Raw genomic sequence first — 12778 nt, forward strand, 5'->3', positions numbered from 1 at the left:
TTATGTTAAAAAAATTACTTAACTACAATAAGCAAATGATAGAAAGTATTATTTGGGAAAAAAACAATGATCCTATTCTATTCCAATGGCAAAAGAGAGGAATACAATGGGTTGGGTCTGATTTAAAGTATCGTAAGTTTATGTGTTTTTTTATATTTGGGATATTTTTTAGTATTTTTTCATTTATACTTTTTATGGGAAATAACACATCAGTAGTTAATTTATTAATTTACAGCATGGTTTTCTTATTAATTTTATTACCATTAGCTCCTATTATTTATTGGGGTATTATGGAAAGTAAACTATATAATTACCATATTACACCTCAAAAGTTAGAGCTAGTTAGTTGGAAAGAAGATTTATTATTTGGTAAACAGCTAGCTCAAGGGTTACTTATTATAATAACTCCCTTTCTAGTTATAGTATTTATTACAGAGCCAACGGCATTATTAGTAAGTTTAGGGGGGATGGCAGGTGTAGGTATTTTGGCAGGTGCTACCTTATTTTCTAAAGGTTATATTGCAAGTCATCTTGATTATAAACATCTTTTAACAAGCTGGGATAAAGTTACAAAGATAGAGATAGTTGAGCCAATGAATATAATCTATATATGGGGTACAAATTTTTATCATAAAAAACAAAATACAGATTTATTTTATTTATTTTATAACAAACATAATAAAGACGATTTAATAGCGTTTATAAAACAACAAGCAGAACATAATAATTTATCGATTATTTATAGTGAAGAGTAACCTTTACTAAAAAATATTTTTATGAAAAGAATCTAAATATGCTAAAAAAGTTGTTAAGTAAAATATTTAATTTTAACCAACAAATACAGACCAAAATAGAATGGCAACAAACCAATGAACCTATTTTATTAAGTTGGACAAATAGGGGTATTATAGGAAATAAGAAAGATATTTTTTGGAAAAAAATCACATTCTATGGCTTTTTTTTATGTCTTATAATTTTTACATCAATATTGCTTTTGACTGCTTCTAAGACAATGATGGATTCTTTAATAAGTTTATTAATTATGCTTGTTTTTTATATTCCATTTGTTACGCTTGGCTATTTTGGAATATTTGAATTTAAATTTTATACTTATCGTATTACAGAAAAAGAATTAGAGTTAGTCTGTTGGAAAGAAGACTTATTATTTGGTAAGCAGTTAGCTCAAGGGTTACTTATTATAATAACTCCCTTTCTAGTTATAGTATTTATTACAGAACCTACGGCATTATTAGTAAGTTTAGGGGGGATGGCAGGTGTAGGTATCTTGGCAGGTGCTACCTTGTTTTCTAAAGGCTATATTGAAAGTCACCTTAACTATCAACATATGATTACTCGGTGGGATAGCCTACTAAAGATAGAAATAGATAATAGAGGAAAACCAATTATATTAGTTTGGGGAAAAGACTTTTATGATAAAAAACAGCGGGTTGATCTATTTAATTTATTTTGTAATCCAGAGATTTTTGATGAAATAGTTAAACTAATACAGCAACAAGTTAATGAAGAAGAGTTAGAAAAAGGAATTCATTATTGTGAAACTTGGGGGTAGTAAATAATTACCCTTTAGGAAATAAAATAATGCTAAAAAAGTTGTTAAGTAAAATATTTAGATTTAACCAACAAATGCAAACTAAAATAGAATGGCAACAAACAGATGAGCCTATCTTATTTAGTTGGACTGCTAGAGGACGTGTGGGAAATAAAAGAGAAATATTATTAGGGAAATTAGGATTTGCAGGTATTATTCTTCTTTTTGGTATTTTCCCTACAACTCTTCTTTTAATAGCGGCTAAGGATCAATTAGATATTATTGGCATAATGTGTATTGGGGGAATTATGGCAGGTCCAATAATTTTTATGTCTTATTTTTATACAGTAGGTGGCGAATTCTATACTTATCGTATTACCAAGGAATCTATTGAATTAGCAAGTTGGAATGAGGGATTACCAAAATTTAAAGAAATTATGCAAATATTTCTATGTGTTGTTTTTTTATTTTTAGTTTTTATATTTATAACTGATCCTGCTATTTTATTAATTAGTTTAGGTGGTATGGTTGGGGTTGGGCTTATTGCAGGTGCTACTTTATTTTCTAAAAGTTATTTAGAAACCCATCTTAAATATAAACATTTATTTACTTATTTAAATACAGTAGAGGAATTAAAAATAGATAACTCAAGAAAGCTTATTTTATTAGTGGCTAAAAGTTTTAATCGCAGAAAACAACGAAGTAAACTTTTTAATTTATTTTGTACAGAAGAAAATTTTAATCAATTAGTTCAACTTGTAACTGAAAAAGCAACTATTAACCATATTGAAGTGGTTTATGGTCGAGCTTATGAACCTGATTGATATTAAAATGATTAGAAAATTATTTAACTTATTTAATTATAACCAGCAGTTAATAGAGAAAACTGAGTGGGAAGTAACCAATGAGTCTGTTGTGTTGCAATGGAGTAAAAGAGGATTAGTAGATAATAAAAAGGATTTGCTACTAAAAAAAGTTTTTGGTTATACCACATCAGGTTTATTTGTATTGATGGGAATATTTTTTTCTAAAGATATTTTTTCCTATAACGAATCATTATTAATAAAAATATTAATGTTAATAATTTTATGGGGAATTATATTTTTTTTTTCAACTAGCTTATATTTAGCTTTTTTAGGAGGAAAAATTTACTATTATCGAATCACAATTAAAAATATTGAACTTGCAAGCTGGGTAGATGGTATTTTATTTATAAAATTCTTTTCTCTAGTTTTTCTTTGGTTAGTTGGTATTCTATTGGTGATTGTTTGTATAGTAAATCCTACACTAATCCCAGTTAATTTTGGGGGTATAGTTGGTGTAGGTATCTTGGCAGGTGCTACCTTATTTTCTAAAGGTTATATTGCAAGTCATCTTGATTATAAACATCTTTTAACAAGCTGGGATAAAGTTACAAAGATAGAGATAGTTGAGCCAATGAATATAATCTATATATGGGGTACAAATTTTTATCATAAAAAACAAAATACAGATTTATTTTATAACAAACATAATAAAGACGATTTAATAGCGTTTATAAAACAACAAGCAGAACATAATAATTTATCGATTATTTATAGTGAAGAGTAACCTCTACTAAAAAATATTTTTATGAAAAGAATCTAAATATGCTAAAAAAGTTGTTAAGTAAAATATTTAATTTTAACCAACAAATGCAAACTAAAATAGAATGGCAACAAACCAATGAGCCTTTTTTAAGTGTTTTACCTACAATTCCTCTTATTTAGATAATCACTAGAATTACCTTTGATCTTATAATTGCTATAAAATATACTGTTATATAGTTAAATAAATTTATTGTTAATCCTGCAAAGGAGAAGAGTATGTTTAGGGATATTGTAGTGACCTTCATTTTTGAAACAATGATGGAGGAAGAGGTCAAGTAAACTTTTTTCCTCCAAATATATACATTGATTTGGAGGTTTAAATGCCGTATCAACAGTTAACAAGTTACGGATTATCATCTCGTTTCGAACAAGACGCTTTGCTATTCCCAGAATTAACGCTAGCAAGAGTTACTGGGCAACATCGTAATATTTATACAATTATTACTGAGCATGGTGAAGCACACGCTTTAGTATCTGGTAAATTTATCCATTGCGCTAATACCAATACAGATTTTCCTGTGGTTGGCGATTGGGTAATGGTTAGTTTAGCTGATATTGAACAAACAGCTATTATTCATCATATCTTGCCAAGAAAAACTACATTTGAGCGTAGGGCAGCAGGAACTCAAAACACAGTACAAATTGTTGCTTCGAATATTGATTATATTTTTATTTGTATGTCATTAAATAATGACTTTAATCTACGTCGTTTAGAGCGTTATTTATCGATTGCTTGGCAAGGTACAGCAACACCTGTGGTTGTTTTGACAAAGTCAGACCTTTGTGCTGATTTAGCAAATAAACTGCAACAAGTAGCGGCGGTGAGTTTAGGTGTAAATGTGTTAGTTACTTCTATTCTACAGTCTGATAATTATAAGGTTTTTGCACCTTATCTCAGTAAGGAGAAAACGGTTGTTTTTTTAGGCTCGTCAGGTGTTGGGAAATCATCATTAGTTAATCAACTGCTAGGTAAGGATGTATTTCTAACTCAAGCAGTGGGTAGTGATGATTCAGGTCGACATACAACCACATCAAGACAGTTATTAGTACTGCCTAATGGTGGGGCTGTCATCGATACACCAGGAATGCGTGAGTTGCAGTTAGATACGGGAAATCTAGCTAAAGCGTTCGAAGATATCGAATCATTGGCTTTACAATGTAAATATAGAAATTGTACACATACCAGTGAAAATCGATGTGCAGTTCAACAAGCGATTTCTGATGGTACATTATCATTGGAGCGGTTGGAGAGCTATCGAAAACTTGCAAGGGAAACTCAGTATGAGGGACTAAACTCACGTCAGTTAGAACATGCGAAAATTAATAATATGTTTGGCAGTGTTAGCGAATTTAGTAAGCTGCGTCGTCATGTTAAAAATAATCGCAATAACTAACATATTGTTATATTAAGCACTTTTTAAAGGGGGAATTTTTCCCCTTTATTTTTGCTTAGTATTTTAATAGTTAGTATTGGATAACTAAACGCACAAATTTATATAAATAAAGTTGTTATTATCTTTTGTGGATTTTGGGAGTAAACTAGGTTAATTAAGTTGGGGAAAGATTGTTATCTTAGGGAGTACTTTAGTGAGTGCTTATCTTCTTACTTCGGAATTAGCTCAACAGATTGTTGATAAAACAATGAAGATCATTGGTTGTAATGTGAATATTATTGATACCAATGGTTTGATCATAGGGAGTGGTGATCCTGAGCGAATAGGTGAGTTACATGAAGGGGCGATGATGGCTCTTTCATTAGGTCGTATGATAGCTATTGATTCAAAGATGAGTGGTGATTTACACGGTGTTAAACCGGGTGTTAATTTGCCTCTAATTATTGATGATGAAGTGGTTGGTGTTATTGGATTAACAGGGGAACCTGCGCATTTAAAACAGTTTGGCGAATTAGTTTGTATGTCTGCTGTGATGATGATGGAGCAAGCTAAGTTATTGCGTAGCGTCGCTCAAGAAACTCGTTTACGAGAGGAGCTGGTGCTTGATCTATTGCAGTCTAAAGAGTTATCTAAACGGCATTTTGAGTGGGCACAGCGTTTAGGTATTGATTTAAATGTGCCACGAGTGGCGATAGTTGTTGGTATTGATAGCGAAAATTTAAAAGTAGAAGTAGCCATTGATGAAATTAAGCTACTGCAAGATTATCTGGTTGCACAAAATATAGGTTGTTTATTTGCTATTCGTTCGCTAACAGAAATGATTGTCTTGTCGCCTGCATTAAACCAGTATGGACGTTGGGATATAGAAGAGCATAAGGCAAGGCTTGCTCAGTTGGTGTTATTAAGTGAGCAACGTAGTAAGTTAAATATTAGAACGGCTTTAGGGCATTATTTTAAGGAGGGTATGGGTAGCAATCATTTAGCCTACTCATACCAGACTGCTTATACTACGTTAATGTTAGGTAAGCAACGTAAGCCTGAAGTAAAAAACTATTATTATCAAGAAATGTCCTTACCTGTGTTGTTAAATTCGTTAAACTCAGGCTGGACTGCTTCAGAATTTTCACTTCCTTTAAATAAGTTAAAAGCTCAAGATAGCAATGGCATATTACAGAAAACATTGCATGCTTGGTTTAAGCATAATCTGCAAATGGGTAATACCGCTAAAGCCTTGCATATTCACCGTAATACTTTGGAGTATAGGTTAACTAAAGTGGCTTCTATTACAGGCTTGGATATTGAGTTATTGGATGATAGGTTGTTGATGTATATTGCTTTGCAGTTGGATGGCACTAATGCTGTAGAAGATGCATTACATGAGATCGATGATTAACTCGATCCCATGTAATGGGTTGTATTATGTTACAGGAGCTGGATTAAATACAGCCAGTGGGTTATGTAGTCCCCAATGATCTGACCAAGGTTTTTTGCCACTGGCTACTTCTAAGATCATTTTAAATAATTCCCAACCTACGTCTTCAATAGTTTTCTTGCCTAATGCAATATCACCTGCGCTGATATCCATTAAGTCAAACCAGCGATCTGCAATAGCATTGCGACTGGCCATTTTAATAACAGGTACAGCGGCTAAACCATAAGGTGTACCACGCCCTGAGGTAAATACTTGAACAGTAATGCCAGAGGCGACTTGTTGTGTGCCACAAACAAAATCACTGGCAGGAGTAGCGGCAAAGATTAGGCCGCGTTTTGTGGGGCGTTGGCCGGGTGATAATACTTCTACAATAGCACTGGTGCCAGATTTGGCAATGGAGCCCATGGCTTTTTCTACAATATTATTTAAGCCCCCTTTTTTATTGCCTGGGGTAGTGTTAGCACTGCGGTCTACTTTGCCAGCATTTAAATAATCGTCATACCATGCCATTTCTCGAATAAGTGCTTTGCCCACTTCTTCGTTGGCTACCCGTGGTGTGAGTAAGTGGATCCCGTCACGTACTTCTGTCACTTCAGAGAACATAACGGTTGCACCACAACGTACTAATAAATCAGAAGCAAAACCAACTGAAGGATTGGCTGTAACGCCAGAGAAAGCATCGCTTCCACCACACTGCATACCAACCACAAGTTCGGAGGCAGGGACTGTTTCACGTTTTCTTTGGTTGAGACGTGCTAAGTGTCTTTCTGCTACCGCTAGAATATGTTCAACCATGGATTGAAAACCATGATGTTGTTCATCTTGTAGTACCACCACATCATCGGCATCAACTAGTTTGATAGGTTGTGTATCAGGTGTGCCTTTGAGCAACCGTTCTGGTTGGAATTTTTCACAACCTAAACTAACAACCATTACCTCACCGCCAAAGTTGGGGTTTTTAGCTAAGTTATGAATTGATCTGATAGGAATAATAGCTGCTGGCGCATCAATGGCAACACCGCAGCCATAAAGGTGGGTAAGAGGGATAACACCATCCACATTAGGGTATTTAGGCAGCAGATCACGTTCAATTATTTTAGTGACATACTCTACAACACCCGATACACAGTTAACACTCATGGTAATCCCTAATAGATTACGAGTACCAACACTACCATCTGGATTTTTATAGCCTTCAAAAGTATAGCCTTCTAAGGGCGGAAGAGGTTTTGGTATTTTGGTGGCTATAGGCAGTTCATGTAGTTCTGGCGCTGTTGGCATACGGGTTATGCCTTCATGTACCCAACTCCCTTTTTTTACATTGCCAATGGCATAGCCAACAACTTCGCCATAACGGATAAAGGCTTCACCATCAGCAATATCTGTCAGTGCTACTTTATGTGCTTGAGGAATATCTTCAACCAGTGTTAAACCATCTGCAAAGACAGTGCCTGTAGGTAGACCATGGTCATTAACAACAATTGCAACATTATCACTGGGGTGAACTTTAATATATAGAGGTGTGCTAGTAGTCTCATCAGTCATGCGTGTTTCCTCACCTTATAAATTATTGGTTTTTGGATTGGTATCATCTTATGTGATTTTTTGCTAAATAACAGTGTGCAAACTAACAATTTTGCCTCTAGATATGCAGCAATGTTAGTGAATATGCCTAGTGGATATAGGTTATATATTGCAGGACAGGGAGCTTAGAGATTGTTAGTGTATCTGCCCATTAAAAAAAATAGAAACTATAAAAATATTGGGCGTTTGCCTAATGCTTTGTAAGCAAAGCAGGTGTTACATTTGATTTCAGCGTTAAATTATAAATCGATGGAAAGAATTTCTGCTCAAATCATGGTGGTATCTATTATGGCTGAGAATACAAATGTAGTAACGCGAAGTGCTAAACGTACTAATGTACGTTGGATGATGGTTATTTTCTTATTTATTGTAACTGCTATTAACTATGGGGATCGTTCTACTATAGGTATTGCTGGTAAGAGTTTGAGTGGTGAGCTTGGCTTTGACGCAGCTGCGATGGGATGGGTTATCGCTTCTTTTAGTATTGCCTATGTTATTGGTCAGTTACCTGGTGGTTGGTTGTTAGATAGATTCGGTTCAAAACGAGTTTATTTTTGTAGTATTCTATTTTGGTCTATTTTTACTTTGTTACAAGGGACTGTTCATTTCTTTATTGGTGCATGGGCACTGATAATGTTATTTACTTTCCGCTTTTTAATGGGCTTAGCTGAGGCTCCATCATTTCCGGGGAATAGTCGAATCACTGCAGCATGGTTCCCAGCTAAAGAGCGGGCTACAGCCGTATCTATTTTTAACTCTGCACAATATTTCGCGACCGTTATTTTTGCGCCTATTATGGGTTGGTTAACTCATGAATATGGTTGGCAATCAGTGTTCTTCTTTATGGGCGGAATTGGTATTTTTATCAGTTTTGTCACTATTATTTTAGTGCATAATCCTAAAGATCACCCTTGGGCTAATAAAGCAGAAGTGGACTATATCGCCGAAGGTGGTGGTTTAGTAGATATGGACCAGAAAAAAGAGAAAAAGAACGAAGGTCCTAATCTTGGTTATATTAAACAATTGATTACCAATAGAATGATGTTAGGCGTTTATTTAGGTCAGTATTGCATCAATGTATTGACCTATTTTTTTATTACTTGGTTTCCTATTTATTTAGCAACAGAGCGTAACTTAGATATTAAGTCAGTAGGTTTCTTAGCTGCTGTACCTGCAATCTGTGGCTTTGGTGGGGGTATCTTAGGTGGCATATTCTCAGATTTTTTAATGAGAAAAACCAACTCTTTAGCCATAGCCCGTAAAACACCGATTGTGTTTGGCATGTTGTTTTCAATGACCATGATCTTTTGTAATTATGTAGATTCTATTCCAATGGTTATTTTGTTTATGTCATTAGCTTTCTTTGGTAAAGGAGTAGGAGCGTTAGGTTGGGCTGTAATGGCTGATACTGCACCTAAAGAAATCAGTGGTTTAGCAGGCGGCTTATTTAATATGTTTGGTAATGCTTCTAGTATTATTTCGCCTATTATTATTGGTTATATCGTTCATACTACAGGTCGTTTTGAGTGGGCTTTAGTATTCGTGGCAGCCCATGCATTTATGGCAGCGTTTAGTTTCTTATTTATTGTTGGCCCTATTAAGCGAATGGAGCTTAAAAAGGATCCCGTAAAGAATTGATAAATGGGAAGAAAGATGATGAGTACACAAACAGTTCCTACGATCACTTCAATGCAAGTTATTCCTGTAGCAGGCTATGACAGTATGCTAATGAATGTAGGTGGTGCACATTCACCTTATTTTACGCGCAATATTGTAATCCTTAAAGATAACGCAGGGCATGTGGGCGCAGGAGAAGCACCCGGTGGAGAAACGATTTTTAATGCGTTAGCAGAGGCTGTTGCTCATGTAGAAGGTAAACCTATCTCTATTTTAAACCGTATCGTTAATGATATGCACAATGGCTATTTGGATGCTGATTACGATACCTTTGGCAGTGGTGCTTGGACATTTGAGTTGCGTGTTAATGCTGTCGCTGCCTTAGAAGCGGCGTTACTTGATTTAATGGGGCAGTTTTTAAATGTGCCGGTGGCTGAATTACTAGGCCCTGGTAAGCAACGGGATGAAGTAACAGTACTAGGTTACTTATTTTATATAGGTGATGACAAAATTACTGATTTGCCTTATCAAGCACCTGTTACTAATAGCCATGACTGGTATCGTATTCGTCGTCAACAAGCAATGAGCACACAGCGAGTTGTTGAGCTAGCAGAAGCAGCTACAGATCTTTATGGTTTTAAAGATTTTAAATTAAAGGGTGGTGTGCTTGAGGGGGAAAAGGAAATTGAAACCATTATTGCACTTAAGCAACGTTTCCCTGAGGCACGTATTACTTTAGATCCTAATGGATGTTGGTCATTAGCAGAGGCTATCCGCCTTTGTAAAGGTATGCAGGATGTTCTAACCTATGCAGAAGACCCTTGTGGTGCAGAGCAGGGGTATTCAGGCAGGGAAATTATGGCTGAGTTTAAACGAGCAACAGGTCTACCCACTGCTACTAATATGGTTGCTACTAATTGGCGTGAAATGTGTCATTCCATCATGTTGCAATCAGTAGATATTCCCTTAGCTGACCCTCACTTCTGGACATTAACAGGCGCTAGTAAAGTGGCTCACTTATGTAATGAATGGGGCTTAACATGGGGTTGTCATTCTAATAATCACTTTGATATTTCATTGGCAATGTTTACCCATGTAGGTGCTTCTGCACCGGGTAATCCAACGGCATTAGATACCCATTGGATCTGGCAAGAGGGTGATATGACGTTGACTAAAGATCCCTTAAAGATTGTTAATGGAAAAATTAAACTCAATGATAAACCGGGTTTAGGCATTGAGTTAGATATGGATAAAATCGCCAAAGCACACGAGTTACATAAAAAACTGCCAACAGGGGCGCGTAACGATGCCATACCTATGCAGTTTTATTATCAGGGTTGGACATTTGATCGGAAGCGGCCTTGTATGGTTCGCTAGCAGTATTGGGTATTAAGGCTAATGTATAGAGAACAAGTATTAATATTAGGAGCTGTTTTATGAATAAGACACCTGTAATTACAGAAATGCAAGTAATCCCTATAGCTGGCTATGACAGTATGCTATTGAATTTAAGTGGTGCTCACTCACCATTTTTTACCCGTAATATAGTTATCTTAAAAGATAACAGTGGTAATGTGGGAGTGGGTGAAGTACCTTGTGTTGGCAATGTCACCAAAACGTTAGAAGATGCTAAGCCATTAGTGGTGGGTAAACCCATTGGTGAATATAAAAATGTGATGAATGTGGTGCGTAAGCAATTTGCTGATCGTGATGAGGGTGGCCGTGGTAATCAAACCTTTGATCAACGTTCAACGATACATGTGGTAACGGCCATTGAAGCAGCGATGTTGGATTTATTAGGTAAGTTCTTAGGCGTTACCGTAGCATCATTATTAGGTGATGGTCAGCAACGTGATGAAGTAGAAATGCTTGGCTATCTATTCTATGTGGGTGATCGCAATAAAACTGATTTACCTTATCAAAGTCAGCCGAATGAATCTTGTGACTGGTATCGTTTACGCCATGAAGAAGCGTTAACAGCAGAGTCTATTGCTCGTTTAGCGGAAGCTACTTATGAGAAATACGGGTTTAATGACTTCAAATTGAAAGGTGGTGTATTAAAAGGGGAAGAAGAAGCAGAGGCGATTATTGCCATTAAGAAAAGGTTCCCTAATGCCCGCGTAACCTTAGACCCTAATGGCGGTTGGTCATTAGATGAAGCCATTAAGATTGGTAAATATTTAAAAGGTACGCTTGCCTATGCGGAAGATCCTTGTGGTGCTGAGCAAGGTTATTCTGGCCGTGAAATTATGGCAGAGTTCCGCCGTGCAACAGGTCTGCCAACTGCTACTAATATGATAGCCACTGATTGGCGACAAATGGGACATACCATTTCCCTACAATCAGTAGATATTCCATTGGCTGATCCACATTTCTGGACAATGAACGGTTCTGTACGGGTTGCGCAAATGTGTCATGAGTTTGGGTTGACATGGGGTTCCCATTCCAATAATCATTTTGATGTGTCTTTAGCAATGTTTACTCATACTGCAGCAGCGGCACCGGGTAATATTACTGCAATTGATACCCATTGGATTTGGCAAGAAGGTAATCAGCGTATTACTAAAGAGCCATTACAAATTGTTAAAGGTATGGTGCAAGTACCTAAAAAACCAGGGCTAGGTATTGAAATTGATATGGACCAAGTGATGAAAGCTCATGAGCTTTTCAAGAGTATGGGGCTTGGTAATCGTAATGATGCAATGGCCATGCAATATTTAATTCCTAACTGGACATTTGATAATAAACGTCCTTGCTTAGTTCGTTAATTGCTGTTGAGAGAATGAAAATGTCTAAAGAAAATAGCTGTTTTAATCAGTTAAAACATGATGTGATTAATAAAAAAACATTATTTGGTTGTTGGGCGGCGTTAGGCAGTCCAATTACAACTGAAGTCTTAGGTTTAGCTGGTTTTGACTGGTTATTGTTAGATGGTGAACATGCTTGTAATGATGTCTTAACCTTTATTCCACAGTTAATGACTCTTAAAGATAGCAGGAGTGCACCTGTAGTGCGTCCTGCTAGTAATGACGTTGTATTGATTAAACGGTTACTTGATATCGGCTTTTATAACTTCTTAGTACCTATGGTAGAAACCAAAGAAGAGGCTATTAAAGCGGTTAAAGCAACTCGTTATCCACCTGAAGGTATAAGGGGGGTATCAGTTGCTCATCGAAGTAATAAGTTTGGTACGGTGGCGGATTATTTTGAGAAGATTAATCAAAATATTTGTGTCATGGTACAAATTGAAAGTCAGTTAGGCGTGCAGAACGTTGAGCAAATCGCAGCAGTTGATGGTGTAGATTTACTGTTTGTTGGCCCCAGTGATCTATCAGCCGCATTAAATCATTTTGGGCAACCTAATCACCCAGAAGTACAAAAAGTCATCCAACATATTTTTGATGTAGCAAAAGCGCACAATAAAGCAGCAGGTATTTTAGCACCTGTTGAGGCTGATGCTAGACGCTACCTTGAAATGGGAGCGACTTTTGTAGGCGTAGGTAGTGATTTAGGGGTGTTCCGTGGTGCAACTCAGGCATTGGCAGATAAGTTTTTAAAATAATGACTGAGTGTT

General features: G+C 36.1%; 11 protein-coding genes. 10 read left to right on the forward strand and 1 reads right to left on the reverse strand.

Annotated features, from left to right (window positions below; genetic code table 11):
• Positions 1–2: 2 nt before the first annotated feature.
• From ACQVD9_RS06010 to ACQVD9_RS06035, 6 genes are all read left to right on the forward strand, one after another.
• Positions 3–755, forward strand: a complete 753-nt coding sequence (locus tag ACQVD9_RS06010) for a hypothetical protein (RefSeq protein ID WP_264745169.1) — start codon at positions 3–5, stop codon at positions 753–755.
• A gap of 38 nt (positions 756–793) precedes the next feature.
• Positions 794–1570, forward strand: coding sequence for a hypothetical protein (locus ACQVD9_RS06015; RefSeq protein ID WP_264745170.1), 777 nt, complete (start codon positions 794–796; stop codon positions 1568–1570).
• A gap of 29 nt (positions 1571–1599) precedes the next feature.
• Positions 1600–2373 carry a hypothetical protein gene (locus ACQVD9_RS06020; RefSeq protein WP_264745171.1) on the forward strand — a complete coding sequence of 258 codons (774 nt, stop codon included), beginning with the start codon at positions 1600–1602 and terminating at the stop codon, positions 2371–2373.
• Positions 2360–3139, forward strand: a complete 780-nt coding sequence (locus ACQVD9_RS06025) for a hypothetical protein (RefSeq protein WP_264745172.1) — start codon at positions 2360–2362, stop codon at positions 3137–3139. Before ACQVD9_RS06020 ends, ACQVD9_RS06025 begins: the two co-directional genes overlap by 14 nt.
• Positions 3140–3497: 358 nt before the next feature.
• Entirely contained in the window at positions 3498–4571 is a 1074-nt protein-coding gene (gene rsgA, locus ACQVD9_RS06030) for a ribosome small subunit-dependent GTPase A (RefSeq protein WP_264745173.1), read from the forward strand.
• Positions 4572–4764: 193 nt separating this feature from the next.
• Entirely contained in the window at positions 4765–5964 is a 1200-nt protein-coding gene (locus ACQVD9_RS06035) for a sugar diacid recognition domain-containing protein (RefSeq protein ID WP_264745174.1), read from the forward strand.
• A gap of 24 nt (positions 5965–5988) precedes the next feature.
• Here ACQVD9_RS06035 and garD read toward each other — a convergent pair whose 3' ends face one another.
• On the reverse strand, positions 5989–7548 hold the full coding sequence (gene garD, locus ACQVD9_RS06040; protein WP_264745175.1) for a galactarate dehydratase: 1560 nt from the start codon (positions 7546–7548) through the stop codon (positions 5989–5991).
• A gap of 327 nt (positions 7549–7875) precedes the next feature.
• Here garD and ACQVD9_RS06045 point away from each other — a divergent pair, with 327 nt between their 5' ends.
• From ACQVD9_RS06045 to garL, 4 genes are read left to right on the forward strand one after another with little or no spacing between them, the layout of a single operon-like run.
• Positions 7876–9225, forward strand: coding sequence for an MFS transporter (locus ACQVD9_RS06045; RefSeq protein ID WP_264745176.1), 1350 nt, complete (start codon positions 7876–7878; stop codon positions 9223–9225).
• A gap of 15 nt (positions 9226–9240) precedes the next feature.
• Positions 9241–10581 carry an enolase C-terminal domain-like protein gene (locus ACQVD9_RS06050; protein ID WP_413774140.1) on the forward strand — a complete coding sequence of 447 codons (1341 nt, stop codon included), beginning with the start codon at positions 9241–9243 and terminating at the stop codon, positions 10579–10581.
• A 59-nt stretch (positions 10582–10640) separates the two neighbouring features.
• Positions 10641–11972 (forward strand): glucarate dehydratase, encoded by a 1332-nt coding sequence (gene gudD / locus ACQVD9_RS06055; protein ID WP_264745177.1) that lies wholly within the window; start codon positions 10641–10643, stop codon positions 11970–11972.
• A 20-nt stretch (positions 11973–11992) separates the two neighbouring features.
• Positions 11993–12766, forward strand: a complete 774-nt coding sequence (gene garL / locus ACQVD9_RS06060) for a 2-dehydro-3-deoxyglucarate aldolase (RefSeq protein WP_264745178.1) — start codon at positions 11993–11995, stop codon at positions 12764–12766.
• Positions 12767–12778 lie beyond the last annotated feature (12 nt).

This window comes from Entomomonas sp. E7T21 (assembly GCF_058693955.1).